This window comes from Chromatiaceae bacterium (assembly GCA_024235395.1).
Classification (GTDB): Bacteria; Pseudomonadota; Gammaproteobacteria; order Chromatiales; family Chromatiaceae; genus Thiosocius.
Genome location: JACKMK010000004.1, coordinates 459818 through 483812, shown reverse-complemented (window position 1 = coordinate 483812; position 23995 = coordinate 459818). Strand labels below are relative to the sequence as shown.

Below are 23995 nucleotides of genomic sequence, written 5' to 3'. Positions count from 1 at the left end.
CCTAACCTCCACAGCAAGCCCAAGGATTGGGCACCGTTAACCAATACTGTGGAGGTTTCTATGGCACTCATTCGCGTCAATGCGTTTGCCATCAAGCATGCCGATTCCGGCATCAAGGCCGGCGGTCTGCGCTGGCAGATTTTCAACGAGAACAACAACGGCCTGGCTGAGTCCGGCGCAATCGTGCGCAACGGTCGCGCCGTCTACATCGATGAGGACCGCTATTTCGAGTGGCTGCGCTCCGGCGGCAAGGTCGGTGCAGCATGAACAAAATCGAAAGTTCCGTCGACGCCATGCTGGCGTTCCACGAAATCGCAGGCGAAGTTCGCGCCGCCATCGATTCCGGCAACGCGATTCAGGATGAACATCGGGAAACGCTTGAGACGCTTTCACGCTACCTCGATCCCGAGTCGATGGCCCTCAACGCCGCGGATGCGCTGCACATTCTTTGGGAGGCCCACGGCAACGAGCAGTGGCCGCCAACGAGTGAACGGGTCAAGGGAGCGCTATGGACGCTACGTGAGTACCTGTACCTGATCGCACGCTGCTCGTATGCAAGACAGGACGCCGAATACATGCTCAGCCAAGACGAAAAGCTGAGCCAGCCGAAGCGTCGGAGGGCTGAAAAATGAGCAAGGCACCCGAGAAAGACCTGGATCGCTTCCATGTGAAGGACGCGGCGGACACAACGCTATCCGACCGTCACAGCGAGATTGTGCACCTGCAACGGGCGATTGCATTCCTGTTGGCTGATCGAGCAATGGCCGAGGAAGAGGGCATCGTGGTTTCCGAGGATCGATACCTGTATTGGCTGCACTCGTTCGCCAATGATCTCACGAACGAACTCGATGCAATCCACCAAGAACTCTGGGGGCGACTGAAAGCACAGGAAGAAGCGGCTGGGGGTAAGAAATGAACACCTACGCAGCTCAACAACTTGCACTGACACTGCGTCACCTTGCATTTGAAGAGATGCAAAACCAACTCCGGGGTATGGAATTCGCCGTGTTGGTCGACGAAATCGCCGACACGATCGCGCGGAACCTTGAGGAAGACGAGGAAGGAAACGCCGCCGAGGTGGGGACCGAGGGCGGCGCGGAAGATGAAGCTGACGGCCGCCCGTTTCGAGTGGGTGACCAACATGGATGATAGCAGCGTTCGCGAGATTCTGACGCAACATCCCGGCGAACAACCCTATCACCAGACGCACCGTGTGGCTGCACTGCTGCGGATCGTCGCCGACGCACTTGATGCGAGCGCAGAGGCATGCCGTCAGGAGATCTTGACCGGTCACCGCATCGTCGACGGCTTTCTGTCTGACCAAGAGAGCGACGCATGAACACGTCAACCTGGTCAGATCTCGGCATCACGCTGCGCCGACCGCATGGCGAACAGCATGTCCGGTGTCCATCGCCGGCTTGCGCAGACAAGCGTGCGCCCTCGCTGTCCGCGAATCCAGACAAGGGCGTTTTCGTGTGCCACCGGTGCGGCTGGAGCGGCCGCGTCGGCAGCGCCTCGGATTGGCTGGGTGACCAGTTGGAGCGCATACAAAAAGCCGACAGGGAGCGCGACAAGGCGCGAGACACGGCCGCAAGCAATGCCAGTGCACTCTGGCACAGTGCCGGCCGAGCGATGTGGCACGAATACCTGAAGCGCAAAGCCGTGCTGCCCCTGGGTATTCGTCAGCGCGACAGGCTGCTGGTGATCCCGATGTTCGACAGCGACGGCCGGCTGTGGAATTGCCAAACCATCGATCAGGCAGGCGACAAGCGGTTTCTACGCGGTGGTCGCACTCAGGGGTTGTACTACCCGATCCGCGGCGACTCGCACGCGATATACGTCTGCGAAGGCTTCGCAACGGGCGCGGCGCTGCACCTGTATTTCGAGAAACACGCACAGGTCGCCGTCGCGTTCAATTGCGGCAATCTGATTCACGTCGCCAAGGCACTGCGTGAGAAGTATCCAGGCACGCCGCTGGCGATCGCGGCCGATAACGATCAGTGGACAGCGGGAAACCCAGGGTTGACGCACGCGCGGCAGGCCGCTGCGGCGGTCGGCGCGAAGGTGATCTATCCCAAGTTCAACGGCCTGGACGTGGGCGGAAGACCGACCGACTTCTGCGACCTGCATCTGTTGCAGCGGGAGGCGGTACGTGTTGGCTGATCGGAACATCGAAACGGAACTGCCACCGTCGCTCTACCTATCACTGACCGAGATCATGCAGCGCAAGCTGGTATGGGATTGGCTGGTCGAAAAGTTGCTGAAGCGTGGCAACGTCTATCAGCTACATGGGCAGTCGAAGGCCGGCAAGTCGCTTGTCGCGCTCGATATGGCGCTGCACCTGGCACAGGGGAAAGACTGGTGCGGACGCCGCAGCATGCACGCGATGGTGGTGTACGTCGCTGGCGAGGCCGTCGAGGACATCGAGGCCCGGATCCAGGCATTCGCCAAGGCGCGCGGACTCGAGGAGGACGCGCCGTTCTACCTTCGGACCAAACCGGTCTACCTGACCGGCGAAGCCTACGCGCAGGGGTTGGCCGACGAGATAGCCGAGCTTCAAAAGGATTGGCCAAACATGCCGGTCGCTGTGTTCGTCGACACGCTGGCGCGCAACTTCGGGTCCGGTAAGTCTGAATCCAGCGACGCCGACATGGGCGCGTTCGTCAACAACGTGATCGACCTGGTCACACGCCCTCACAATGCGACAGCCGTCATCGTCCATCACCCTGGGCACGGCGCCAAGGATCGAGGCCGCGGGCACTCCAGCCTTCCTGGCGCCGTAGACGGCACGCTGATGGTCGAGCAGTGAGAAGGGATCGTAGTGCTGAGTACCACCGAGATGCGCAATCTGGCTAGCGACGAAACGGCGCTCGCGTGGTCTATCCAGGGCGTCGACCTCGACAGCAAGGACAACTTCGGGAATCCGGTATCGGCACCGGTGCTGATGGCGCAGGAAGATGTACCGGAAACATCCCGGGCTACTGCCGGGCTTGGCAAGCACCAGACCAAGGCACTCGACGTCCTACGCGGCCTGATCGCGGACGCAGAGACCAACACCCAGGGCCACAGCATTGCACGCATACCCTGGCATCTGTGGAAAGACGCCATGCAGGATGCTGGCATTCCACGCAACCGCGTACCCGAACAACGCGACACCCTCGTGTCTCGCGGACTCGTGTTGCAAGACGGCGACAACTACCGGTTTCCGGGGAATGGCTACTGAATGTCCGTTCCGGTGTCCGTTTGTCCGTCCGGTGTCCGGTTTCTATAGAAAACCGGACCGGACCGGACAACCTGACGTGACAAGACCGGACGGAAGCGGAATGAATCGGACAGCAAAGCGGACAGTAAACCGGACAAACGAGCCAGCACGATGAGCAACGTGATCCAACTCAAACCAGCGACTACAGAATACTTCGGAGGCTGTCCCCGATGTGGAAAAACAGACGGCTACCTGAGCATTGGTCGCGATCACTACTTTGTCTGCGACGCGCATAGAACCTACTGGTACGCAGGTTCAAACCTGTTCAGCAGTTGGCGGAAAGAAACAGAGGCGGACTGGCAGCGCAACCGGAACGAGTTGGCCGGATATCGACAAGTCGAGCCGGTGATGCCTTTGGAGGCGGAATGAACACGGCTGACGTGACTTGGTTAGCCCCGGCAGCCACCGTCAAGTGTTGCCAACACAGTGCTGAACGCGGATTTCAGCTGCCGAGGCTAACAAAGCCACTCTTCGTCAGAGTGGCGGAATCTGGTGGCAATCGGTCGACTCTCGCGGCCTCGCCGAGTTGGCTCGGAATGGCATTTAACGAAGCTGTTCGGTACGTCCCATTGCCTTACCCACTTTGTCGGCGGGTCGGGGAAAAGGTTCAGAAATTCGTGAATGCAGGTAGTTATGTGACGGCGGTGTTACACGTCCAACGGGGGTGGCGAGTTGGAGAACAAAACAAAGCACTGCGAACCCGAAAAACTGTCGAAGATCGGGCTGCGCGGAACTCGCGTACGGCGATGCGCCAGAAGGACCCAGAGTGCCACGGGTCCTTCCAGAGGGTTGGGCACAGCAGGTTTCGAGCACCGCGATGTTTGGCTAGCCAAAGACTCTCCAGGGCGATTCTTAGCACGACGAGGGAAGAACGATGCAGGACCTTCTAACCAAACGCGACCTGGTCCGCCGGTTCCAGGTCTCCGAGGTGACGGTCGCCAACTGGCAGCGCCACGGTATGCCACACCGGACCGCTCCGGGTGACAAGATCGGTGAAGGCTGGGGATTCGACCTGGCCGAGGTCGTCGACTGGCGGCGATCCCAGAAACAACGCCACGTCGCACTCGGCGGCGTCCCGCTCGAGGACCTGCCACCCGAGGCCTGGGGGCGGCCGCATCACCTGAATGGCTTCCGCTATTTCGCCGAGCAAGGTGCAAACGCCTTTCTCTGGCACTGGTTCCACCACTGCGAAGGCTTCGATCTGCTCGCGGTCCTGCTGCGCGACGCACACGGTGGCGACAAGCGCAAAGCAGCCGATGACCTGCTGATGATGGTCGTCGGGCTCTTTGGCGCCTATGCCGATTGGGTGTCGTCGGATGCGTTCAACGAGGCGTTCCGGCGCGACGGCCCAGACCTCGACGCACTATGGAGGCAGTTCAGCAAGGACGCCGTATCGATCAAGCCACCGTCCGACCCTGAGCAGATCCAGATGCAGATCCCGGACTGGCTGCTGATGAAGTCCGCTGAGTTTGCGCGCACGTACTGGACCGACCAATCCCAACCAAACAGCGAACGGAAACGATGAAAACACTGATCAGCCACGATGCACAATGCCTGGCATTCGTGCCCCACTTCACGCAAGTCGACGGTTGCTTGACCACGGCGAAACCAATCACCCGGACGCAACTGCTCGAGGCGGCCATAGCGGCCATTGGTGGGCAATTGAGCCGCATGGACACACTTCCAGTGTCCAACCCCAAGCCAGCCGTAGGTGTACCGCCATCATCGTTGAACCGGCCTGTGGTGTGCACCGAACCGAGCACGCCACTGCTCGTAAAGTGGCTCCAGATGTACTACGAGCCGCTTAGCATCGAGGCCGCGCTCGCCGTGTTCCAGACCCGCACTCGGGTTATCGAGGTGTCGGAGCTGGCCCGCGGCACCGCCGAGCAGGTGCACCTGCTTCCGCAGATGATCGTTGAACGTGCCGTGGCACTGCAGGCATCGCAGGTCATCGTCGTGCACAACCACCCGGGCGGCATCCCAGCACCCAGCCCAGCCGACATCAAGTGGACCCACGATGCCGGATTACGCCTCGCCGCTGTCGGCGTCCATCTCGAAGATGCGTGGATTATCGGACACCGTGAATGGTCCTCGCTGCGTTACCTCGGCCACCTGCGGGACTATGCCGCGGAGTTCGTTCGTTTAGCCGACGATATGGCCAGCTGAGAGGCGCGCAAGATCGATGACGCACCCGGTCGACCACCTGCTGTCACTGGCGCGCCTGGCTGAACGCTACGCCGAGCCTGCGCTGGTCGAGTGGTTGGCGGAAGGGCTCGATCAGCATCTGTATCGCGGTGTCAGGCTCGACAAGGCCTTGGGGCTTGCGGGTGGCCAGGGTCGGCGCACGGCACGCCGCCGTTTCCTCGAGCGCGAGCGTAACCGTGCGCTGCGGGCCGCCTGGACGCTGTGCGACGGCGAGACGGACTGGGATCGATCCAAGGAACTGGCCCGGCAGATCCGCCGCTTCGAGGCTTTGGTGTGGCCACACTGGCAGGTGTTGGCTGACCCACCCAGCGACGCCTCGCACCTGCGGCAGCACCTGCACCGCGCCTTTCAATGCGGGTTGGTGCCCAGCTCCGATTCGCATGTGCACGACCTGTGCGCGCTCTCTTGCGAATGACCCGTATTCATCGTGTTGGCCCACGTCCATGCTTGGTCACGAGGCAGCTCCTCATGGTTGAGTCAGACCCGCCCGGCGGTCCGCCTCCAAGCCGGGCAATCTTCAATCATCGGATCGGATAGACAGGATGAACACGACAGTGAACCCCGAAACCCAGGTCTTCGAACTGCAATGCCTGAAGGGTGCGCAGGGGATCGACATCGAAACCCGCACGGCGGCCCTCTGGCAGAAAGACAAGGCGTTGCGCGCCGAGTTTCCCGACAAGGCGGCCGCGACCAGCTATTTCCGCTCCCTGGCACTGAATTCGCGCCGTATCGCGACCCAGAACGACGCCCGGGTGTTGAGTGCGCACCCTGATGTCCGCGCGTTCTGGGAGAGCGTGACCAAGGCAGAAGCGCGCGGCCTGTCGCGGGCACAGGCCATTCGCAAGGTCGCTGTCGATGACCCCAACCTGCACGGGCGGTATTTGTCCGCCGTCAACCGCTGATCAGGAGTCGATCACATGGGTATTTTTGACTTTGGCGCGCTGAAATCGGCAAGCGCCGCACTCGAAGACCAGCGCACCAAGCTCGAGGCCGAGTTGGCGCGGATCAATGCGGGCCTGGAGGCACTGCGCAGAGAGCGCGAAGACCTGATCGAGACTCCGGTGTTGAACAGCGATCTGGCTGACGGGCTGTGCGGTCTGGTCGATGCGCAGGCGGCCGAGTATGCCGACGAACTGCGAACGTCGCTCGAACCTTTCCGGCGCAGTCCTGCAGCGGTCGCCCACCAGGCCACCCCAGAGATGTTCACGGTCGACCGGATCATGAAGACCCTGGCACGGCGCGACGGTGTACTGCCGGTATTGCGGGCCGCCGAGGGCGGCTGGTCGAACGGGATCCAGGAACAGGCTCTGCTCTATTTCTTCGGCGACACCATCAAGGCCGGCATCCGCCGTGCGGTCGAAGGCTTTGACGATGCTGGCGCCATCGCGTTGTCTGAACGGCCGAAGCGCCTGGAGGCCAACAGCAAGAAGATCGCAACGCTGACTGCGCAGTTGGGCGATCTCAAACAGAACGCGCTTACCGCGGGTTTCATGGTGCGCTACAACCAGAAGGTCGAGCCGATGACCGATGCCGAACGCCGGCAGTACGCGGCGCAATTGGCAGCAGGGGCGTAAGTGGTGGCGCTCCCGCGCGAAAGCCTCAAGGCCGCGCGACTGTACCTGCGGGTGCTGTCCGGTAACCCGTTCCTGACCGTGCCGAAGCCTGACGAGCTGCCCGATCTCGAAGCGCTGCTGCGCAAGATCGACGGTGTCGAGATGCTGCGCCTGGTGCACCGCCTCGGCGAGTCCGGCTTGATCAAGCTGAAGGCGATGTGACATGCCAAAGCGGTGCGGGTCCTTCCAGGCCTTGCGATTCACGCGGGTTTCGACGACCCCGATCAGCGGCTATTTTCCGAAACCCATAGGTAGTATCTAGTGACTCCCGCAGGTGACCTGACATGACTGACCCACGCGCCCGATTCCTGCTGACTGCCGATGACAAGGCCTCACAGACCGTGAAGAAGCTGCGCGGTGAGGTGGATTCGACGACCAAGAGTTTCGTCGGGCTGAACAAGTTCCTTGCCGGCGGTGTCGCGGTGGTCGGACTGACCAAGCTGACGACCTCAGTGGCGGCGGTCGTCGGAGAGGCTGAGCAAGCCGAACGGCAGATGTTCAAGCTGACCCAACTGGTCAAGGCGACCGGCGGCGCCGCGGGACTGACCGCAACCGAGATCGACGACTTCTCGCGCTCGCTGGCACGCAGCACGCTCGCCAGCACAGAGGGTGTCCGCGATGCCGCGGGCGCCTTGCTGACGTTCAAGTCGATCGGTGACGAGACCTTCCGCGAGACCCTGACCCTGGCGCAGGACCTCACCGCGACGATGGGCACCGATCTCAAAGGCGCGACCCTGCAGTTGGCCAAGGCCCTGGAAGATCCGGCAAACGGACTCACCGCCTTGCGCAAATCGGGTGTGTCGTTCACTGAATCCGAGCGCGAGTTGATTAAGTCGCTGGCGGCATCTGGCAAGCAGCTCGAGGCGCAAGACCTGATCCTCAAGAAGGTCCGTGAACAGGTCGGCGGTACGGGTAGCGCAGAGGGCAAAGGGCTCTCGGGCGCGGTCGACACGCTCGCACAGAACTGGGGCGAGCTGCTGGAGAAAATTGGCAAGAGCGGACCGATCCAGGCCGCGACAGCCGCCATGAAAAGCCTGGGCGGGGCCGTCGAGGAACTGAACCGCCAACTGTTCCCGAGCGAACGCGACCGGTTCTACGAGCTGATCGACCGTCGCCGCGAGCTGCTTCGGCAGATCAATAATCCGACGTACGGCCGCATTGGCTCGCTCGGCCTCGCGGATCAAGAGCTCAAGAAGGTCGAGGCCGAGCTGCGTTTGCTGCAGGACCGCAACATCGCGCGCATCAAGGAAACGGCTAGCATCCGGGAATCCGCCAAGGCGTTGCGCGAAGAGAGTGCCGTTACCCCACCGACCGTACCGGGACCCACGGCGCGCTCACTGGTGCCGAGCGTTACAGGCCTTAGCGGTGCCGATGACTTCGCCCAGTCGTTCCGTGCACTCGAGGAACGGCTCGACCCAACCATCGCCGCGACCCGGGACTACACCGCCAACCTCGCACTACTCGACGAGGCCTGGGCGCGGGGGCTGGTGACGGGTGACCGCTGGCAGGATCTGGTCAACACCCTGGCCACCGATACCGACGCCCTGGAGGCCGCGCAGGAAAAGCTAGCCGGGCAACGCGGCCGTGCCCTGGATCTGGTCAAAGGGCTCGATCCGGGCGCTGGCATCCGTGACCAGATCCTCGAGGTGCAGAAGCTGCGCGACGCGTTCCCGGACCTGGCCGATCCCCTCGGTGACGTGGAATTCAACCTGCAGGAACAGCTGGGCGCGATGTACCAGGCCACCCGGGGGCTCGCGACGAACACCGACGCCCTGCAAGCCTCCTGGAAGGACCTTGGACTCACTTTTACCAGTGCCTTCGAGGAAGCGATCGTTCAAGGCAAAGGGCTGCGCGAGCTCCTGAAGGGGATCGAGCAGGACGTCATTGGCATCGCCACGCGCGAGCTGGTGACCAAGCGACTTGCCGGGGCCGCGAGCACGTTCTTCGGCGAAAGTGGAGCGGGCGGAGGCTTCCTGAAAAGCCTGTTTGGCTTCGCCGCTGGCGGCTCGTTTACTGTCGGCGGCTCAGGCGGCACAGATTCGCAGCTGGTCGCCTTTCGTGCCTCGCCGAATGAGCGCGTTACCGTAGAGACGCCGGCACAGCAGCGTGGCTATGGACAGGTAGTCAATAACCATTTCAGTTTCGTGCTGCCATCGGACAATGTGAACTACCGACGCACGGCTGAACAAGTCGCCCGCGAGGCCGCGCAGATCATGTCGATGTCGCAGGGGGCAGTGTGACCTATCAGGACCAGATCGACGCCGCCCGCCTGGCGCAGAAGTTCATCGCATTGGCCCGGGAAGAACAGATGGACGATCATCGGTTCTTGCTCGCCATGTCCTTGACGATCGGACAGCTGGCGCGGCGGTTGCACCCAACGCCCGAGGGTTGCGTCAACGCCATTGGCGCCTTTGCCCGGTCGGCGCTCGAGGCTGCCGAGGTGGACCCCAACGATCTGCCCGACGTGCACTGAATGATCCGCGTGACCGCCGACCTGCGCGAGGTGCACCGGATGTTCGACAGGCTGCAGGCCGGGATGCGCAAGGTCGCATCCAGCACGCTGAACCGCACCGCTTTCCAGCTGGCCCGCGAGGAATGGCCGAAGATCGCCGAGCGTGAGCTCGATGACCCGACGCCGTTTACCAAGAAAGGTGTCCAGTACCGCAAGGCGACACCGCAGAATCTGACTGCGGTCGTGCACCTGTCGCGGATCCAGGAAGGCTACCTGCTGCCGCAGATCACCGGTGGCACGGCTCGGCGCAAGAAGGCCTTACCGGCGACGATCAACCTCAACCGCTACGGCAACATTCCGGGCCTGAGAGGCGGCAGGAAGCTCAAGGCGCTGCTGGCGAAGAAAGACCACTTCCGAGCCAGGATCAACGGTACAGACGCGATCTGGCGGCGCAGAGGGCGCAAGCTGGTCGCCGTCGTCGTGTTTCCCGAGCCGCAACGGGTGCGCTATCAGGCGAGACTCGATTTTCAGGGCGAGATGCGGCGGCGGGCAATCCCGCTACTCAAGCGCAATGCGGAGTACGAGTTGCGGCGGTTGGTTCAGAACGCCAAGCGGTAAATCCGTTCACTGTTGGCGCATCCTGCCCGTTGTTCCTTCGGGTTCGCCGGACAGCCGCAGCCGACATGAACAGCCGAGGTCGCCTTGACATGCAGTTGGCTTGAGTCGGCTGGCGGCCAACAACGCCCCCAAGCGGAAATAGGCGAGTTGTCGCATATGCTTAGAATCGGAGCCTGAAACAGGCAGCCCCATCCCAAAAGACGTGGCAGGTCTCTTCTGCGACCAAAAAGGCGTGATTTGCTGAACGCTCTAGTGAGCATTAAGCGCCCGAATTCCAATTCCCCTATCACCTCGCTGATGAAGTGCGGGATCTCCTGGTAGCCACTCTTGCAGGCTCAGTGACAGCAAGAGATCATGGCGGAAGCGATCGGGCGAAACGTCGTAGGTATCAGCCGTCCTTCCCGAAGCGGCGATACCATTTTCTCAAATCTCCGATGCTACCGCGCAGACCCTAAAAGTTTGCCACCACTTGACCGTCGCCGATGTAATCCACGGTAGTGTCGGGTTCGAAGACCGGGTCTTTGTCGGACACCACCTTGAATGTTGCGAAATACTCACCGCGCGCGTCGTGGTGGGTAAAGAAGTGGTACTCGAGGGTTGTCTGATCCTCGACTTCTTCTTTAAGAAAGGTAAAGGGGCCGGTGGGGCGCAGCACCTCACGGGTCTGCTTCAGCATCAGGGTTGAGTTAGCGGCTAGAAGTTTCAGTCGGTCGGGCGCGATGATCTCGACCGCCGTGCCAATCTCATCGTCCTCGCTGTCAATTACCCACTTTATCAGATCCTCGGCCACGGCCTTAACCACGGCGCCGATGGCTATGTTGAAATAAGCCGCGATGGCGGCGGCGAGATTGACGATGTTGCGGATCTCGTCCTCATAGGCGTCGGGATCGCCTTCGTCATGCTCCATCGCCACGCTCACAAGACTAAGGTCAATCGTCGGCAATGGACCGGACCAGCAGGCCGCGATCGGGCCGTTGCGCCATTCGCCATCATCGACATCGCCGTAATGCCGATCCGTATCCCCGACGGGGTGGGTTTCGCTGCGCTCCACGTTGTTGCCGTTCTCAACCGAGACGACGACGGTGATGACATAAGGTTCGTCTGAAGGGCCAAGCCAGAGACGGTCCCCCGTCCGGTCGCGGCAGTAAAGCCCGGTGTAAAGGAGGGTAAACCTCGTGTCGGTGGGAAAGTCGGGGATGATTGGGTCGCCTACGTCATCGAAATAAGCAAACCCCGGATCGGCTCCCCGGAAGACGTTGCGCAGCCGGTCGTCGGAAACTCCGGCAAACTGCCCCCGCTTCCGCCGCCCGAAGACAGGAACCGTAATGCGCGTCGGGATCGCGTCGAAATGCGCCATCTGACGGGCCGAGATGCGCCGATATGGATCCGATCGCGCTAGGGCCGCGTAGACCGCCCGCTGGAATGGGGTCTTGGGTTCGGCGCCCGAGGCATAGTGATCGAGAATGTCGAGACAGGCGGCAACCAGGGCAGGGTTACGAGTCTGGGTACGGATTTCTCTCGGCATGATCTTTCTCTCCCCAAACCGAAGAGGCGCGGGTCTGGCCGGGTTGGATGCTCCTACCAGTTATTGAAAGACGCCGCCGCCGACCTTCCTGCCAATCCAACAGCGCACTTGACCCAGAAGCGCGGCGGTCTCAGCCTCATCCTTGCAGCGATCCAACATGCCTTCGGGGCTTTCGCCCGGCTTTTGGCCGTCGATTACGCAGCCGATGTAATGCGCTGCGCCGGCGCTGACTCCCGCACCGATGCAGGACTGCCAGTCGCTTTCACCGCCCGGCTGGGGAAATCTCGGCTGCGCGAGTGCAAAGTCAGGTGTCTTGCCCGGATAGCGCGTTTTCAGATCGCCCTGAACCTCAGCCAGGACACCGTCGAGCTTCTGCAAATGAGCAATCAGTGCCTTGTCCATAAGTGCCTCCACAGAGCATAGGCAGCAACTAGGCCTTTTCCGCCGACCGAACTGTTAGATCGCAAACATCAACACCAACTTCGGCCAACCGCCTGTTAGTCTTGCGGCGTCAGGCCGGCGTGTTGACGTGCGAATCCAACCCAATTACCCGTTCGTGGGCATGTCTCGAAGTCGATGCCAAAAACACGATTAACGTGTTGTGCCCTAGTCATCGCCAATTTTGGGATCGCAGTCGTGCCCAGTAGCCACAGCCGCCGAATATCACCATTCATCTGGCCATCCTTAACCAGCGATACCGCCGCGCGGAAAAACATCTGGGCTGCACAAACTGAATGGATGGCGCCTTGCGCAGAAAATAATAGACTACAAAAACCGAGTGAGCACCGGCATCTCGAACATTGGCGTCACGTCTTGTGGTTCGTGCCCGGCGTTGCTCTAACGCGGCTTCCGGTGAATCACTTTCGGCAACGGCCCGAAGATCGTCCAGCTACTCCAATTTTGCGATCCGGCCTTCGTGATCAGCCTCGAGCAGCTCCGACCGAACGATGTTCACCGGCTGCGGGGCATCGACGCCGAGCCGAACCTGCTTTCCGTTGATCTCGGTGACCATGATCTCGATCTGGCCGTTGTCGGTGTCGAGGATGAGGGATTCGCCCTCGCGGCGAGTGAGTATCAGCATCGTGCAATTCCCTTTGCTGAAGCTGAATGGACGAACTGGTGTAGCGACAAACCTTTTCTAGTAAACCTTGCGCAATACAGCCGACTGTCCTGTCTGGAGTATGCAGTTGGCCGCAGGCGTGCAATTCGTAACTGTCAATGTGCCCTGGCTTGAGGACTGGAATCGCACTGTCGCCGAGTACGTCGTCAGATACGGGGAGAACAGTAGCGAGACTACCCCAACGTTGTTGGCATTGATGTTGCCGAAAAATGCCTCCCAGTAACCCATGTTTGCTGGAAGATGTATCGCGAGGAAGTTCGCGCCGTTCTGATCAACGATCACAAACGGACCGCCGCCCAACTGCCAGACACCATCGAAGGGTTCCGACATCGCGGGACCGCTGGCCGCCGTAAGCAGCGCGCAGACGAGGAAGTTCCGGAGTGTGCGTTTCAAGGGTCACCGTCCTTTGCTTAATTCTTTGGCTTTACGGTGATTTGTACCCGATACCCTGGACTGGCGTCCACAGCCGGGATCGATGTCATCCGGCTCTGCGCCCGCCTTGCGCGGGCGTTTTCTTGGCACAAATTTGTCACACTGTCATTCAAGAATCGGCAAAATTGGCGTTGGTTGGCGTCAGCTGTAGTTGTTCGAAAACAATAAATTGTCTACGCAACCTTCTGTTTTTAAACACATTGCTTTGGACTTAAAATCCGCCAGCCATTGCGGCTGTGCCGGTTCGACCCCGGCTCCGGGCACCACTCGACAGGCTGGCGCTGTCCATCTTCGAATCGTATGCCATGCCTCTGTCGTTTTATGCGGCGAGGTACGGCGTCCCATCCAAGATAGCGCCGGAGGGGTGCGACACTCGATTGGCAAGCAAGCAAGCAAGCAAGCAAGCAAGCAAGCAAGCAAGCGAACAAGCCGGCCGGAAGATTACCGGGCGAACACCGGTATCAGCGGAAGACCTCGCCCGCGACCCGCGTCAGTAGGTCGGCGAAAAACCCGGCTGCGTCCGGGCTCAGTTTTCGATGGCCAGCGAGAAACTCGACGACTGGTTGCCCCGATTCTTTCCCACAGAGCACGTCGTTGCAGTAGAGCAACGAACTGCGGACGAAATTCGCAGCCGTATCGTGGCAACGTTCACATTCATTCTTGAACCTCGGGGGAGTTGTCGTTTGCGCGAGCAGCATGCGGTAGACCGCATCGACCTCGGTGTCCGGTACATAGTGGTGCTCCAGGAACAGTCGTGTATCCCGGACAGGGTGCGGTCCCCTAAGCTTTCCATCGACCACACTGAGGAAAGTCCGGGCGAAATCGGCCGAGTGACCATGACATTCAGCACAGACGCTGTCCCACATCCTGTGCAGGTCCAGCCCGGACGCACCGGCCGAAGGCAGTGTGCCCAACCCCCCTGCAATGAACAGGGCGGTTGCGGCAGATACGCGTTTCAAAGACCGCATGCGGATCCCTCGTGGCAAGGCTCACGTCGCCCGACGCCCACGCCCGCCTTTTGCGGGTGCTGGTGGTCTACCCGGAAGTCGTGAGATTTTCTGATTCTGAAGGAGGATGGTAACAATGCATCTGCTGTGGCGCCGTATCGGGGTGGCTGCGCTTGCGGCCCTGTCTCTACCTTTGGTCGCGAACGCATGCGCATCTTCCGAGCATGGCCTTCAGGCCGAATCGGGTTCAGGCCCGGTAGCCGCCAATTCGAAGATTGCGGGGTGGTCCAGGCCGTTGTTGTGCTCAACAGTCCATCGGCAAGTCGGGGAGTTGGGCAGAATGCCCGACATTGTTGCTCCAGGAGAATGCCGAGTGACGGACCTGGGAGACGCACGCTATGAGATCGACGGTGAGTTCACGGTGGTGGGGTACGCGATGCCCGTGCACTACACCGCGATTGCCAAGGTTTCACCCCTGCGGGTCCAACGCGGTACGGACGGGAACGCGTTCTATTCGGGCCTCGCCCCCGCCCTCACAGGGATCCGTTTTCACGGGTTCTCCGATGATTTCATCCCGGTGGAAAGACTAAAGAGAACGTCAGACACGCCACGCTGTGCGGAAATGCGAGACCGGCTCGAACAAGGACTGCCGCGGGGCAACTCGCTTTGCTATCCGGGACATTCGCAGCGTCCAGACGAGGGTTCACGCGCCGAACGCTGAGCCGGTAAGGTCGTGCCTTGATACCTCGGCTGCAGGGTCAAAGGAGGGGCACCGGCGGGCTGCGCCCACGATGTGCGGCATCTTCACCCTTGGCAGTTCAAACCGCTTCGTAAGCAAAGATCTGATGGAAATTGGCGACTTCCACGATCTGGCTCACCGGGCTGCCGCTTTTGACCTTCAGGCCGAGTTCGACACCAGCCAATTTCTGCCGGGCCTGTATCAGCATACCGAGTGCGGCGCTGTCGAGGTAATCCGTACGGGTCATGTCGATCGTGACGCGCGTTATTCCTTCCGGCATCAATTCCAACACTTTCAGGCACTCGTTGCGCGTATCGAACATGAACCGGCCTTGAATCACGACGATCCGGTGAAGGTCGTTTTCTCCATTTCTGACCATGACGGTAGTCATCTTTCGCCGCTCCTGCCGCTCGGGCGGAATCATAGGTGCCACGAAAAAGGCAATGACGGTTTGAAATTGGGGTTATTCTCCGATGGATCGGTGAACTGGGCGCTGTCGGTGCGGCCGGATACGTGACTGGCGAAGAGATCCGGGGTTTGGTGCGCGGCAACACGGCCTTCGGACAGGCGGCGAACAAGAGCCGGCACTCATACCTGTCCGACGGGGCAGACGGTCCCTTGATTCGACGAAAAGCGCGTCCGCCCGACCTACAGAGGTTGGGACCGTTGCTCGTTCTCGAGCGCACGCTCCGTGATCTGGTGATAGAGGTGCGCGACCTGTGCGCACAGCGTCTGGTACTCGGGGTGCTTGTCTGCCAGATGCTTGACGTGTTCCGCGTCCGCGAACACGCGTTGAAGGAAGGCGATGTCACCGCTATGCAGGACTTCGCCACGATCGACCTTTTCCTTGATGGAAAGCGTCCGCGGTAAGCGGTAGGACTGAAAGCGCTCCATCAGTACCGCGATGACGCCTGCGTCTGTATCCGGTCCAGCCATCTGCTTCTCCTCATAAGGCCGGGGACGCGCCTCGGAAACCCGGGACTTATCCCCAATCAAGATCATTTGTCTTAGTTGTCGATAAACTGTAATCACTTTGCAAACACGGCGTCCATCAGATAAGTAAATCAATATATGCCGATGGTTTGGCCATGAGCGCTGCCATGGCAGGTCCGACAAGAACAAGCCGTGTGCGGGCCGTCCGCGAATTGTGGTCGAGCCGGTAACATTCCGTTGTGAGGATGCAACTGTGAACCTGATTTCATCGAGCAACAGTATGCCGACCGGCATTCTCGAGAAACTCGTGGCGTTCTGCTCTGTGCGCAGCAAAAAAACGGCACGCGAGGCCTATGTGATCCACGTCGTGGAGCAGGTGGTCGACAGCATCGACCCACGGATGAGAGGCATTGCGCGGTATGCCTGGAAGATCCGCCCTGCGGTGGTGAGAATGCTCGATTATGCGGGAGAGGCCTGCTCCGTGGTGCCTGGGCCCATCGAGTTCAGCAGACATGCCTGGAGCAACGATCCATGCGTTCGCGCCCTGTTCGCAACCGCGACGGAACTGCAGGCGGCGTTCAGCCGGACCCCCGACATCGCCGAGTATTTCAAGTCACCGGTACCTACGCACGCCTATGCGGTCCTCGGCATGCAGAAAACAGAGAAGACGACATTCGGTGCAGAGATGTATGGCGAGATCATCAGACGGGACGTTCCGCAGATCAGCGTCAGTTTCGGTGATCATCGAATCTCGGACCCTGCGCCTGACGAACAGGAGTTGAGGGCGAGAATCAGAGAACGCGCGCTGAACGAGTTGATCGCCCAGGCATTGTTCAAAGTTGGCGAGTTATCGAACGAAAGGGATGGGATCAGAAAAAGGCGAGTCGCGCTACAGGTTCAGCTCAAGGCTCTGGAGCGCAGACAGGCAGGGCTGTCACAACTCCTCGAGGACGATGCGGGGCTGCATGAAAAGATTGCCGCTACCCGGCAGGAGCTTGCCCGGGTCGAGCAGGAATGCAGCAGCATCCGTGAACGATTCGGAACCTTGTCCGACCTGCTGCGGCATGTCGTGGAGCTGCTCAGCCAGCCGGAACAACTGGTCGAGGTCAGGCCGCTCACCCTTTGCCTCGACAACATGAACCGTGTGGTGGAAGCCGGCGAACCGAACCACGAACAGCGCATCACCCTGGCGCAGGTGAACTTCGGTGAACGGTTCTCACGGATGGGGATCCTTGCCAAGTTTCCGCGCAGCGAGTTTGCGCCGGCCACAAACCAAGTCGATCTTGACGCCGCGATGCGCTACCTGGGATGAGTGACCGGCAAGACAGGACATCATTGGCCGTCTGCATATTCAAACCTGCGTGCGGCACAAAACTTAATCGAGATCAATGAACGGTTGGCGTCGTGGGAATAGCCTGAGCGCGCCTTGTTCTTAGCCCGCCCTGTGCGGGCATTTTCTTGGCACAAACTTGCCAACCGACGTTCAAAAGCTGGCAAAATCGACGACGATTGGCGCCGACAACAGTTATTGGAAAACAATAGGTTAACGCTATAACCAATTGTCTAACAAGAAAATAGTGGCGGAGTCGTGATGCGTCGGCCGAGTTGGTTGCGCGCTGTCGACCCCCAGTGCTCGGCACCAGACGAAACAATTACTTAAGTGCCATATTTAATGTGAATTGGCGGCAAAGTGGGTGGCGCGGATCCTGTCTCCGACTGCCTTGACTGCCGACCTTTCGAAACGGAGTCAGAAGTAATGCTCCTGCTAGCGCATCACGAACGAGAGACCATCATCTTGGAGACCAGCGACGGTCCCATTGAGCTGCGGCTGAGCGGACTGTCTGGAGAGCAGACGCGTATCGGTATCGATGCACCACCCGCGGTGCGCGTGATTCGCCGCGGTGCCAGCCATTCCGGGTATGCAGACAATCTGGCGCTGGATCGCGCGCTCGCCGATGAGGAAGACTGGTGGTTGCATCCGGACGAGCTGGCGGTGGCTTCGGCCGGGTCGTATTCGGTCGTGAACGGCGACTAGGCGACGGTCAACTCTCGGTCCACTTCACCCAGCGCGGCCGGTCGGCGGACATCTCGATCACCGTGTCGAGGTGTTCATCACGTACCAAAGCCGTGATCACGTAGTGATCGCGTTGATGACCGAGGTCTTCGAGTCGGTACAGGCGTGCCAGGCAGCCGCGACCCATCAATTGTTCGAGGTGCGCATGGCTGACGGTGAACATCAGCGTCTTCATGCGGCATCGTCGCCCGGCGAGCCCCGCTCGCGCAGACGGGTGCGTTGCTGGTTGAAGAACGCGCGAACCAGATCCGATCGCGTGACCATGCCGATCGGTGCATCGTTGTCATCGACCACGACGACGCGTTTGATCCGATGCGACTTCATCAGTTCCAGGACGTCATGCAGCGTCTGCTCGGGATGCACACAGATCACGTCGTGCACCATCACCGACGCAATGGTCTCGTCGGGTTCATGCAGTTCCGGAGGGCGTGATCCGAACAGTCGCTCGAGGGTCTGCCAGAGATTCTGTGTCGGATGGTGACAGGGCAGACCGATCGCGTTCAGCAGATCGGCCTCGGTGACCAGCCCGATCAGTCGACCCCCGGTGTCCACCACGGGCAGGCCGCTGATGCGTTGGCCGAGCATGTGGTCGGCGGCGTCGCTCAGGCGAGTCTCGGCGGTGACCATCGTGACCGGTCTGCTCATCACTTCGCGTACCAACACGGTTTCGCGTCTACGCAGCTGCGCATGTTTGCGGGCACGCTCGGTGACCTCGATCAGGTCGTTCACGCTGACATCGACAACATGTCCCATCTCGTCGAGTGCCTGCTCGAAATCCTCGCGCGCCAATGATCGCCACTTGTCGTCTGACATTGCCAGGTTCCGCCTGCTATTCGATTGCGTTCTCCACACGCCGATCCGCCACCCGACGCATCTTCACTAAGGATACATCGCGTCGGCGCCCGCTACCGCTTCCCGACTCGCAGTGTAGCGCGAAGCGCAATCCCACAGCCGCCACCGGACTGTGGCGGCTTGGCGGGTTGCCCACCTGGCTGGCGCGGCGGTCCCGGCAGTCTTCACGCACCGGGACAGGCAGTACGGCACGTCCGCCTGGAACGGGCTACCCTATCGCCATGCGCATGGACCGAGGCATCCTCAATGTGGCCGCGCCACGCTCGTCAGTCTGCCGACCGGCCGGGCGGTGCCGGTCCACCCCGAACCCGTGCACCGGATGGCCAGGATGAGCGGTGCGCGGGGGCGATTGTTGGCGTGGATCGACGCGGGCTGCGTCCCCGTCGATCGACGGCACGAAGCGCTGCGGCGCGCCGGCGTGTTTCCGCCGGCCTCCGATTGGGGGCGGTTTCTCGACCGCCTTCTGCTGATCGCCGGTGTCTTGTTGCTGCTGTCCGGCGTCGTGACCCTGTTCGCTGCGAACTGGGAACGCCTCGACCGGCTGGGCCGCATTCTGCTCGTCGACGCGTCCATTGCGTTGGCGCTCGCGGTGGTCTGGTGGAAGGGTAGCGCGGCCCTGGTGGGTCGCTGGGCGTTGTTTGGTGCAGCGGTGTTGCTGGGTGTGCTGTTGGTAGTGGTCGGTCAGGCCTATCAGACGGGGGCCGACGTGTTCGAGCTGTTCGCCGTCTGGGCGGCGTTGATCCTGCCCTGGGTCGTGCTTGGACGTTTCGCCTACCTGTGGCTGCTGTGGTTCGCGCTGGTGAACCTGTCGCTCTATCTGTACCTGGAGACGTTCCACGGTTTCTGGCAGATACCCCTCGGTGCGCTGGAGACCTACTGGGCGCTCCTCCTGTTGAACGGCGCGGTGTTGCTGGCGTGGGAACGGCTGGCGGCGCATGCGCGGGAGTGGATGCAGGGACGTACGGTACCGCGACTGCTGGCCGTCGCGACGATCTCCGCGGCGACGGTGTTAGCGGTCCACGCGGCGACCGGCAGGGGTGGTTTCAGCGCCTGGCTGGGTTGGTCGGCAGGCCTGCTGTTGGGGTTCTGGTTCTACCGCTTCGTACGCCTGGATCTCCCCGTGCTGGTCGGCCTCGTGCTGTCACCGATCGTCGTCGTGGTCGCCTGGGTGCTGCATCATTTCGTGATCGGGCGCGGCGTCGGTGCGGCGGCGCTGTTGTGGCTGGCGTTGATCGTGATCGGACTGTCTTCGCTCGCCGGTTGGTGGCTGACACGCGTCGCAAGGCTGGCCGCCCGATGACGCCGGGTGCGGAAACGAAGCTCTGGCAGCGCCTCGCGGACGTCGATCTCGTGCAGGGGGCGATGCCGCCCGACGACGCGCTCGGCACACATTGGGCGATCCGGGTGATGCTGGGCGTCAGCGCCTGGGTGGCGGCGGTGCTGTTGCTCGGCGTGGTCGGCCTGCTACTGGATTTCCACGTCGGCGACGGGACCCTGTTGTTGGTACTCGGCGGGCTGCAGGTGGGGGGTGCTTACCTGCTGCTGGGGCGCGGTGAAGCCGGGGTGTTCGCCGGACAGTTCGCGCTCGCGCTGAGTATCGCCGGCCAGCTCCTGGTCTTGTTGGGGTTGCAGCAGTTGTTCCAATGGGACCTGCGGGCATTCGGTTTTGCAGCGGCCTTGCTCGAGGCCGGCCTGTTCCTCGCGGTGCCGGGGGGCGCGCATCGTGTGTGGAGTGCCGCCACAGCCTGTCTGGCGTTGCTGTTTGCAGTCGACGAGTTACGGCACACCAACCTCTGGCTTGGGTTGGTGCTTGGCTTGTTCGCATTCGTCTGGGTGCATGAGTTCAGGCTGGCGTGGCGTCGCGAGTTGATCGACGGCCTCGGCTACGGCCTGTTGCTGGTGATTGCGTTGTTGCTGGCCAGCGGCTCGATCGACATGGGTGGCCTGCGTTCGACATTCGACGACAGGGGCGCACCGTTGGGCGGTCTCGCGCTCGGACCCCTGCTGGGGGCCACGCTGATCGCCGTGGTGGTGATGCTCACCGTGCACTGGACTGCGGCGCAGCAGCGGCTGCGATGGCCGTCCGGCGGTGCGTCACTCTGGGTCACCGGCGCGATCGTCGCGTTCGCGAGCCTGTGGGCACCGGGGATCGGCGTCGCGTTCGTGGTCCTGTTGATCGGTTTTGCGCATGGCAACCGCCTGTTGCTCGCCGTCGGCATCGCCGGCGGGCTCGTCTACCTGTCGCACTACTACTATGCGTTGAGACTCGCGTTGCTGTACAAGGCCACCTTGCTGTGCGCGACCGGCATGTTGTTGCTCGCCGCGCGGCAGTTTTCCCGGCACTCGGGAAAGCAGGCGGAACACGCCACCGAGGTGGGTGATGCGTGAACCGGTGCGCCGCGCGCTGATCGTCGTTTCGGGACTGTTGGCGCTGGCGGTGGTCCACTATGGGGTGTACAGCCGGGAACGGCTTCTCAGCGACGGTGACACGGTGCTCTTGCGCCTGGCGCCGGTCGATCCCCGATCGATGCTGCAGGGCGACTACATGGCACTGAACTTCGAACTCGCCCGGGCGATCCGCGAGGCGCTCGGCGAGCGGGATGTCGCCGACGGTCGTGCCGTGGTCGGCGTGGAGCCATCGGGGATAGGCGGCTTCCGCCGGCTCGACGACGGCAGGCCGCTGGCGGCCGATGAGCGACTGCTGCGCTATCGTCTGCGGGCGGGGCGGGTCCGTCTCGCAACCAATGCCTACTTTTTCGCCGAAGGTACGGCACACCTGTATGTCCCGGCACGTTACGGCGAGTTCCGTGTCGCCGCCGACGGCGACGCGATCCTGACCCATCTGCGTGATGAACATCGGGTGCGGCTGGGGAAGGAGGCCGGCGCCCCGCGCGCTGCCGAATGAGTCTGCGCGAAGGCTTTTTGTGATGAGATTCCTGACGAACGTGCTCAATCCCAAGATCGCAGTGTTTTATCTGTCTTTTATTCCATAATTCGTGTCGCCGGAACACGGCGGCCTGTTAGTACAGAGCAGGGTGATGGAGCTGGTGCAGATCATCGTGAGCCTTGCCAACAACCTGGCCATCGTTGTGTTGGCAGCGGCGATCGCGGGTCGGTGCGACCGCAAGCCGTTGTGGCTGTCCGTGCAGCGCTATCTCTTGGGCCTGACACTCGGTGGCGTGGCGATCCGGCCGGCGGCCGAGTAATGGAACGCCTGAACAAGGGGAACGACCACAAAGAGCGACTATGCAGGGATGCCGCACCTGCCTTTGTACAGCGTGCTTCCAGAGGCGGCTACACGGGCAGGCACCGGATCCGCGACCTCATCGATGAAAAGGAGGGAGAGATGAAAAACCCTGTGGCCTGGTTCGAGATCTACGTCGATGACCTGGAGCGGGCCAAGCGGTTCTACGAGGCGGTGCTCGGCGTCCGTCTCACGCGGCTCGACGGCACGGAGTTCGAGATGTGGGCCTTTCCGATGGCCGACAAGGCCTACGGCGCCGCCGGTGCGTTGATCCGGCTGCCCGGTTATCCCGCGGGCGCCAACAGCACGCTCGTCTATTTCTCCTGCGAGGACTGCGCGGTGGAGGCCGATCGGGCCGCGAAGGCCGGCGGCAAGATCGAAACACCGAAGAAGTCGGTCGGGCAATACGGCTTCATCGCCCTGGTCGTCGACAGCGAAGGCAACATGATCGGGCTGCATTCCATGCGCTGATCCGCTTTGAGTGGCGCGGTGCGCAATGAGGCCTTTCGACGATGGAAGCAGACGACGACATCGACGCGCCAATGCGGAATCTCCTGGTCATCGTCAGTCGGGGGTGATGCGGCCGTCTTGACGGTGCCGTGGGACCCTCCCAACGGTCGCAGCCCAAACGGGTGCGCCCATCGGGAGGGTTGGTCAATGCCCTTGTCTTGTTTCCTAATCCTATTGCGCGAACACCATTGTGATCGCCTTCTTGATGTAGGCATGGCGAACCTGGGCGTTGTCGAATACCGAGACGCCGAACAGGTAGCCTTTGCCCATATCATCGAACTGTACGTCGTACGGGCTGCCGGTAACGAGCTTGCGCGACATCTCTACGGTCCATACCCCGTCTTTCCACGCCATTCCGGCAGCGATGTCGCCGGCATCGCCCTGCTTCGGTGCGACCATGATCGAAGCGACTTCATCCCCGGGCTGGAACTTGCTGTCGTCGAATGGGACCGCATCGCTTGCCTTCAGCCAATAGGTGCCGCCCTTGTTGGCCGCTTTGCCGTCTTTGTTCATGAACTCCGGCTTGCCGTCCTTGAGTTCTATGTTCTTGTATCCGCCACCCGTCTTCGGGTCGCCATGGCGACCGGCACCCTTTGCATTTTTCGGGTCATAGCGCATGTGGTCGAGATACTGATCGTCCACTTGGCCGACTGGCCCCATGCGGACGCTCTTGACATGCCAGATGTCGCCCATCTCACCCTCTTTTTCGGTGTACTTATTTCCGTAGGGTTTGGGAGGTTCGTCGTCGTGGCAGGCGGAAAAGCAGCCATCGGAGGCGAAATCGGCGATCGAGTCATTGATCGGCCAGATCAAGGCGGCCTTGTCTTCGTAGTAGTTGTTCTCGTCGCCCCCTTTGTTTTCCGGGCTTTGAAGCTTCACCCAGCTGCCGTCGGGTTGTTTGACGAACGGAAAACGCTTCTGCGAATAGGTGTCGTCCTTGTATTGCAGCACCATGTACAGCATGTCGCCAACATATGCCGCCTTGAGCGTACCCTCGGTCCGGCCGTTGCCGCCGAAGTTCTCGCCCTTGCCGAAGTTGAGCGTGACGGCCGGTGCGGACTGCCAGACTGGGTCGTCGGCCGAGCCATCGAGAGCGGGGGCGGCCGTGCCCTTTACCGCGGTCAGCGTGTTGGTATCGGCAAAGGCAGGGGCGACCATCACTGAGGCCGCGACAAAAACTCTGGGCAGCATTGAGCCCAGCATGTGCTTTGCGAACGTCATTTGCTTGGATCCTCTGGTTGGCGGAATCGAATTGTTATTCAAAGGCGCCTGCTGCACGTGCAGAGGTGCCGTTGGCTTTCGAGTCTAAAAATTGCTGCACAAATTGCCGTCTGTCGTTGCCTGGACCAATGGACCTGGTTCCCGACAGGCGAGTTGCGCTCAACGCCCCCAGCATCTTGCACGCACTGTGCCATGCCTCTTCGAAGCAGCAGCGGCTGTCAGATCGATGAATAGCGGGCCGGGTATGC

Annotated in this window: 36 protein-coding genes; 26 read left to right on the top strand and 10 right to left on the bottom strand. The window is 61.3% G+C overall.

Translation table 11 applies throughout. From position 1 onward, the window contains the following. The first annotated feature begins 60 nt into the window (after positions 1–60). The 18 genes from H6955_20725 to H6955_20640 all read left to right on the top strand — a co-directional run bounded on the left by H6955_20725 (position 61) and on the right by H6955_20640 (position 10150). A complete protein-coding gene (locus tag H6955_20725) occupies positions 61–267 on the top strand; it encodes a hypothetical protein (GenBank protein MCP5315995.1) in 207 nt (68 codons plus the stop codon). Continuing rightward, the gene (locus tag H6955_20720; protein ID MCP5315994.1) at positions 264–632 is read left to right on the top strand and encodes a hypothetical protein; all 369 of its coding nucleotides are present in this window, start codon (positions 264–266) and stop codon (positions 630–632) included. The genes H6955_20725 and H6955_20720 overlap by 4 nt, the downstream gene beginning before the upstream one ends. Then, positions 629–916: a hypothetical protein gene (locus H6955_20715; protein ID MCP5315993.1), complete on the top strand. Its 288-nt coding sequence runs from the start codon at positions 629–631 to the stop codon at positions 914–916. The genes H6955_20720 and H6955_20715 overlap by 4 nt, the downstream gene beginning before the upstream one ends. Continuing rightward, positions 913–1149 carry a hypothetical protein gene (locus H6955_20710; protein ID MCP5315992.1) on the top strand — a complete coding sequence of 79 codons (237 nt, stop codon included), beginning with the start codon at positions 913–915 and terminating at the stop codon, positions 1147–1149. The genes H6955_20715 and H6955_20710 overlap by 4 nt, the downstream gene beginning before the upstream one ends. After that, on the top strand, positions 1142–1339 hold the full coding sequence (locus H6955_20705; protein MCP5315991.1) for a hypothetical protein: 198 nt from the start codon (positions 1142–1144) through the stop codon (positions 1337–1339). The genes H6955_20710 and H6955_20705 overlap by 8 nt, the downstream gene beginning before the upstream one ends. Next, positions 1336–2163 carry a hypothetical protein gene (locus H6955_20700; protein ID MCP5315990.1) on the top strand — a complete coding sequence of 276 codons (828 nt, stop codon included), beginning with the start codon at positions 1336–1338 and terminating at the stop codon, positions 2161–2163. Before H6955_20705 ends, H6955_20700 begins: the two co-directional genes overlap by 4 nt. Continuing rightward, positions 2156–2809 (top strand): AAA family ATPase, encoded by a 654-nt coding sequence (locus H6955_20695; GenBank protein ID MCP5315989.1) that lies wholly within the window; start codon positions 2156–2158, stop codon positions 2807–2809. Before H6955_20700 ends, H6955_20695 begins: the two co-directional genes overlap by 8 nt. A 12-nt stretch (positions 2810–2821) precedes the next feature. After that, positions 2822–3223 carry a hypothetical protein gene (locus H6955_20690; protein MCP5315988.1) on the top strand — a complete coding sequence of 134 codons (402 nt, stop codon included), beginning with the start codon at positions 2822–2824 and terminating at the stop codon, positions 3221–3223. A gap of 150 nt (positions 3224–3373) precedes the next feature. After that, entirely contained in the window at positions 3374–3631 is a 258-nt protein-coding gene (locus tag H6955_20685; GenBank protein MCP5315987.1) for a hypothetical protein, read from the top strand. Between the two features lie 505 nt (positions 3632–4136). After that, complete coding sequence (locus H6955_20680; GenBank protein MCP5315986.1) at positions 4137–4787, top strand: hypothetical protein; 651 nt, start codon at positions 4137–4139, stop codon at positions 4785–4787. After that, on the top strand, positions 4784–5428 hold the full coding sequence (locus H6955_20675; protein MCP5315985.1) for a hypothetical protein: 645 nt from the start codon (positions 4784–4786) through the stop codon (positions 5426–5428). Before H6955_20680 ends, H6955_20675 begins: the two co-directional genes overlap by 4 nt. Before the next feature lie 16 nt (positions 5429–5444). Next, positions 5445–5882 (top strand): hypothetical protein, encoded by a 438-nt coding sequence (locus tag H6955_20670; GenBank protein MCP5315984.1) that lies wholly within the window; start codon positions 5445–5447, stop codon positions 5880–5882. 127 nt (positions 5883–6009) lie between these two features. Then, positions 6010–6369 (top strand): hypothetical protein, encoded by a 360-nt coding sequence (locus tag H6955_20665; GenBank protein MCP5315983.1) that lies wholly within the window; start codon positions 6010–6012, stop codon positions 6367–6369. A 15-nt stretch (positions 6370–6384) separates the two neighbouring features. After that, the gene (locus H6955_20660; GenBank protein ID MCP5315982.1) at positions 6385–7041 is read left to right on the top strand and encodes a hypothetical protein; all 657 of its coding nucleotides are present in this window, start codon (positions 6385–6387) and stop codon (positions 7039–7041) included. A 3-nt stretch (positions 7042–7044) separates the two neighbouring features. Further along, positions 7045–7242, top strand: coding sequence for a hypothetical protein (locus H6955_20655; protein ID MCP5315981.1), 198 nt, complete (start codon positions 7045–7047; stop codon positions 7240–7242). Between the two features lie 122 nt (positions 7243–7364). After that, positions 7365–9320 carry a phage tail length tape measure family protein gene (locus tag H6955_20650; protein ID MCP5315980.1) on the top strand — a complete coding sequence of 652 codons (1956 nt, stop codon included), beginning with the start codon at positions 7365–7367 and terminating at the stop codon, positions 9318–9320. Then, on the top strand, positions 9317–9553 hold the full coding sequence (locus H6955_20645) for a hypothetical protein (GenBank protein ID MCP5315979.1): 237 nt from the start codon (positions 9317–9319) through the stop codon (positions 9551–9553). Before H6955_20650 ends, H6955_20645 begins: the two co-directional genes overlap by 4 nt. Continuing rightward, positions 9554–10150 (top strand): hypothetical protein, encoded by a 597-nt coding sequence (locus tag H6955_20640; protein ID MCP5315978.1) that lies wholly within the window; start codon positions 9554–9556, stop codon positions 10148–10150. It abuts the gene before it with no gap. Between the two features lie 451 nt (positions 10151–10601). On the opposite strand, the gene H6955_20635 is transcribed toward H6955_20640, so the two are convergent. The 5 genes from H6955_20635 to H6955_20615 form a co-directional block, all read right to left on the bottom strand. After that, complete coding sequence (locus H6955_20635) at positions 10602–11675, bottom strand: hypothetical protein (GenBank protein ID MCP5315977.1); 1074 nt, start codon at positions 11673–11675, stop codon at positions 10602–10604. 60 nt (positions 11676–11735) lie between these two features. After that, positions 11736–12077, bottom strand: a complete 342-nt coding sequence (locus H6955_20630; GenBank protein ID MCP5315976.1) for a hypothetical protein — start codon at positions 12075–12077, stop codon at positions 11736–11738. A 487-nt stretch (positions 12078–12564) separates the two neighbouring features. Beyond that, positions 12565–12756 carry a carbon storage regulator gene (locus tag H6955_20625; GenBank protein ID MCP5315975.1) on the bottom strand — a complete coding sequence of 64 codons (192 nt, stop codon included), beginning with the start codon at positions 12754–12756 and terminating at the stop codon, positions 12565–12567. 57 nt (positions 12757–12813) lie between these two features. Next, complete coding sequence (locus H6955_20620; protein ID MCP5315974.1) at positions 12814–13188, bottom strand: hypothetical protein; 375 nt, start codon at positions 13186–13188, stop codon at positions 12814–12816. Positions 13189–13688: 500 nt separating this feature from the next. Further along, positions 13689–14195, bottom strand: coding sequence for a hypothetical protein (locus H6955_20615; protein MCP5315973.1), 507 nt, complete (start codon positions 14193–14195; stop codon positions 13689–13691). Between the two features lie 352 nt (positions 14196–14547). Between H6955_20615 and H6955_20610 the strand changes: the two genes are divergently transcribed. Continuing rightward, the gene (locus H6955_20610; protein MCP5315972.1) at positions 14548–14895 is read left to right on the top strand and encodes a hypothetical protein; all 348 of its coding nucleotides are present in this window, start codon (positions 14548–14550) and stop codon (positions 14893–14895) included. 97 nt (positions 14896–14992) lie between these two features. On the opposite strand, the gene H6955_20605 is transcribed toward H6955_20610, so the two are convergent. Further along, a complete protein-coding gene (locus H6955_20605; protein MCP5315971.1) occupies positions 14993–15304 on the bottom strand; it encodes an STAS domain-containing protein in 312 nt (103 codons plus the stop codon). A 257-nt stretch (positions 15305–15561) separates the two neighbouring features. After that, complete coding sequence (locus H6955_20600; GenBank protein MCP5315970.1) at positions 15562–15849, bottom strand: hypothetical protein; 288 nt, start codon at positions 15847–15849, stop codon at positions 15562–15564. Between the two features lie 250 nt (positions 15850–16099). Between H6955_20600 and H6955_20595 the strand changes: the two genes are divergently transcribed. Both H6955_20595 and H6955_20590 read left to right on the top strand, forming a co-directional pair. Continuing rightward, complete coding sequence (locus H6955_20595; protein MCP5315969.1) at positions 16100–17158, top strand: hypothetical protein; 1059 nt, start codon at positions 16100–16102, stop codon at positions 17156–17158. A 444-nt stretch (positions 17159–17602) separates the two neighbouring features. Further along, positions 17603–17881: a carbon storage regulator gene (locus H6955_20590; protein MCP5315968.1), complete on the top strand. Its 279-nt coding sequence runs from the start codon at positions 17603–17605 to the stop codon at positions 17879–17881. 7 nt (positions 17882–17888) lie between these two features. On the opposite strand, the gene H6955_20585 is transcribed toward H6955_20590, so the two are convergent. Next, positions 17889–18095: a hypothetical protein gene (locus H6955_20585; protein ID MCP5315967.1), complete on the bottom strand. Its 207-nt coding sequence runs from the start codon at positions 18093–18095 to the stop codon at positions 17889–17891. Continuing rightward, positions 18092–18733 (bottom strand): CBS domain-containing protein, encoded by a 642-nt coding sequence (locus H6955_20580; protein MCP5315966.1) that lies wholly within the window; start codon positions 18731–18733, stop codon positions 18092–18094. Before H6955_20580 ends, H6955_20585 begins: the two co-directional genes overlap by 4 nt. Before the next feature lie 367 nt (positions 18734–19100). Here H6955_20580 and H6955_20575 point away from each other — a divergent pair, with 367 nt between their 5' ends. From H6955_20575 to H6955_20555, 5 genes are all read left to right on the top strand, one after another. Continuing rightward, positions 19101–20072, top strand: coding sequence for a DUF2157 domain-containing protein (locus H6955_20575; protein ID MCP5315965.1), 972 nt, complete (start codon positions 19101–19103; stop codon positions 20070–20072). Next, positions 20069–21160, top strand: a complete 1092-nt coding sequence (locus H6955_20570; protein ID MCP5315964.1) for a DUF4401 domain-containing protein — start codon at positions 20069–20071, stop codon at positions 21158–21160. Before H6955_20575 ends, H6955_20570 begins: the two co-directional genes overlap by 4 nt. Further along, on the top strand, positions 21153–21677 hold the full coding sequence (locus H6955_20565) for a GDYXXLXY domain-containing protein (protein MCP5315963.1): 525 nt from the start codon (positions 21153–21155) through the stop codon (positions 21675–21677). The genes H6955_20570 and H6955_20565 overlap by 8 nt, the downstream gene beginning before the upstream one ends. A gap of 133 nt (positions 21678–21810) precedes the next feature. Then, positions 21811–21978, top strand: coding sequence for a hypothetical protein (locus H6955_20560; protein ID MCP5315962.1), 168 nt, complete (start codon positions 21811–21813; stop codon positions 21976–21978). A gap of 140 nt (positions 21979–22118) precedes the next feature. Continuing rightward, positions 22119–22487 carry a VOC family protein gene (locus H6955_20555; GenBank protein MCP5315961.1) on the top strand — a complete coding sequence of 123 codons (369 nt, stop codon included), beginning with the start codon at positions 22119–22121 and terminating at the stop codon, positions 22485–22487. Positions 22488–22697: 210 nt separating this feature from the next. Here the strand turns inward: H6955_20555 and H6955_20550 are convergent, their stop codons facing one another. Next, on the bottom strand, positions 22698–23804 hold the full coding sequence (locus H6955_20550; protein ID MCP5315960.1) for an ethylbenzene dehydrogenase: 1107 nt from the start codon (positions 23802–23804) through the stop codon (positions 22698–22700). Between the last annotated feature and the right edge of the window lie 191 nt (positions 23805–23995).

Bases quoted from the DNA above. Each gene is read 5' to 3' on its own strand.
- H6955_20725 (MCP5315995.1), top strand. From the start codon at position 61: ATGGCACTCATTCGCGTCAATGCGTTTGCCATCAAGCATGCCGATTCC.
- H6955_20720 (MCP5315994.1), top strand. From the start codon at position 264: ATGAACAAAATCGAAAGTTCCGTCGACGCCATGCTGGCGTTCCACGAA.
- H6955_20715 (MCP5315993.1), top strand. From the start codon at position 629: ATGAGCAAGGCACCCGAGAAAGACCTGGATCGCTTCCATGTGAAGGAC.
- H6955_20710 (MCP5315992.1), top strand. From the start codon at position 913: ATGAACACCTACGCAGCTCAACAACTTGCACTGACACTGCGTCACCTT.
- H6955_20705 (MCP5315991.1), top strand. From the start codon at position 1,142: ATGGATGATAGCAGCGTTCGCGAGATTCTGACGCAACATCCCGGCGAA.
- H6955_20700 (MCP5315990.1), top strand. From the start codon at position 1,336: ATGAACACGTCAACCTGGTCAGATCTCGGCATCACGCTGCGCCGACCG.
- H6955_20685 (MCP5315987.1), top strand. From the start codon at position 3,374: ATGAGCAACGTGATCCAACTCAAACCAGCGACTACAGAATACTTCGGA.
- H6955_20680 (MCP5315986.1), top strand. From the start codon at position 4,137: ATGCAGGACCTTCTAACCAAACGCGACCTGGTCCGCCGGTTCCAGGTC.
- H6955_20675 (MCP5315985.1), top strand. From the start codon at position 4,784: ATGAAAACACTGATCAGCCACGATGCACAATGCCTGGCATTCGTGCCC.
- H6955_20670 (MCP5315984.1), top strand. From the start codon at position 5,445: ATGACGCACCCGGTCGACCACCTGCTGTCACTGGCGCGCCTGGCTGAA.
- H6955_20665 (MCP5315983.1), top strand. From the start codon at position 6,010: ATGAACACGACAGTGAACCCCGAAACCCAGGTCTTCGAACTGCAATGC.
- H6955_20660 (MCP5315982.1), top strand. From the start codon at position 6,385: ATGGGTATTTTTGACTTTGGCGCGCTGAAATCGGCAAGCGCCGCACTC.
- H6955_20650 (MCP5315980.1), top strand. From the start codon at position 7,365: ATGACTGACCCACGCGCCCGATTCCTGCTGACTGCCGATGACAAGGCC.
- H6955_20640 (MCP5315978.1), top strand. From the start codon at position 9,554: ATGATCCGCGTGACCGCCGACCTGCGCGAGGTGCACCGGATGTTCGAC.
- H6955_20635 (MCP5315977.1), bottom strand. From the start codon at position 11,675: ATGCCGAGAGAAATCCGTACCCAGACTCGTAACCCTGCCCTGGTTGCC.
- H6955_20630 (MCP5315976.1), bottom strand. From the start codon at position 12,077: ATGGACAAGGCACTGATTGCTCATTTGCAGAAGCTCGACGGTGTCCTG.
- H6955_20625 (MCP5315975.1), bottom strand. From the start codon at position 12,756: ATGCTGATACTCACTCGCCGCGAGGGCGAATCCCTCATCCTCGACACC.
- H6955_20615 (MCP5315973.1), bottom strand. From the start codon at position 14,195: ATGCGGTCTTTGAAACGCGTATCTGCCGCAACCGCCCTGTTCATTGCA.
- H6955_20605 (MCP5315971.1), bottom strand. From the start codon at position 15,304: ATGACTACCGTCATGGTCAGAAATGGAGAAAACGACCTTCACCGGATC.
- H6955_20600 (MCP5315970.1), bottom strand. From the start codon at position 15,849: ATGGCTGGACCGGATACAGACGCAGGCGTCATCGCGGTACTGATGGAG.
- H6955_20590 (MCP5315968.1), top strand. From the start codon at position 17,603: ATGCTCCTGCTAGCGCATCACGAACGAGAGACCATCATCTTGGAGACC.
- H6955_20585 (MCP5315967.1), bottom strand. From the start codon at position 18,095: ATGAAGACGCTGATGTTCACCGTCAGCCATGCGCACCTCGAACAATTG.
- H6955_20580 (MCP5315966.1), bottom strand. From the start codon at position 18,733: ATGTCAGACGACAAGTGGCGATCATTGGCGCGCGAGGATTTCGAGCAG.
- H6955_20575 (MCP5315965.1), top strand. From the start codon at position 19,101: ATGAGCGGTGCGCGGGGGCGATTGTTGGCGTGGATCGACGCGGGCTGC.
- H6955_20570 (MCP5315964.1), top strand. From the start codon at position 20,069: ATGACGCCGGGTGCGGAAACGAAGCTCTGGCAGCGCCTCGCGGACGTC.
- H6955_20565 (MCP5315963.1), top strand. From the start codon at position 21,153: ATGCGTGAACCGGTGCGCCGCGCGCTGATCGTCGTTTCGGGACTGTTG.
- H6955_20560 (MCP5315962.1), top strand. From the start codon at position 21,811: ATGGAGCTGGTGCAGATCATCGTGAGCCTTGCCAACAACCTGGCCATC.
- H6955_20555 (MCP5315961.1), top strand. From the start codon at position 22,119: ATGAAAAACCCTGTGGCCTGGTTCGAGATCTACGTCGATGACCTGGAG.